The organism is Citrobacter sp. TBCS-14 (genome assembly GCF_005280805.1).
Taxonomy (GTDB): Bacteria; Pseudomonadota; Gammaproteobacteria; order Enterobacterales; family Enterobacteriaceae; genus Citrobacter; species Citrobacter gillenii.
The window spans coordinates 731-971 of the sequence record NZ_SZWM01000855.1; the positions used below are offsets into that span (position 1 = coordinate 731).

At 38.6% G+C, this 241-nt stretch carries 1 pseudogene; it reads left to right on the plus strand.

Annotated features, from left to right (window positions below):
- Positions 1-206, plus strand: a pseudogene (locus FDX22_RS30610) (hypothetical protein); the annotation flags it as partial.
- Positions 207-241 lie beyond the last annotated feature (35 nt).

Here is a 241-nt window from a genome sequence, read left to right on the forward strand (position 1 = left end):
AGCTTCATTTTAGCGATGCGAAAGCAGATAAAAACGATCTCCGCTTATCAAATTTTAGTTCTTTTATTGTTGAGCATAACCTGCATACATGGTGGATTCATTTAAACCCGCAGCAAAATTTACTCTTTACTCAGGATGTTGGAGGTCTGTTAGTTACAGACCCCTCTGAATTTACTTTTTCAACAAAAGCATGTCAGACAAATTAACTTAATAAGCTCCGGACTGTCTGGCTGGAAAGCCG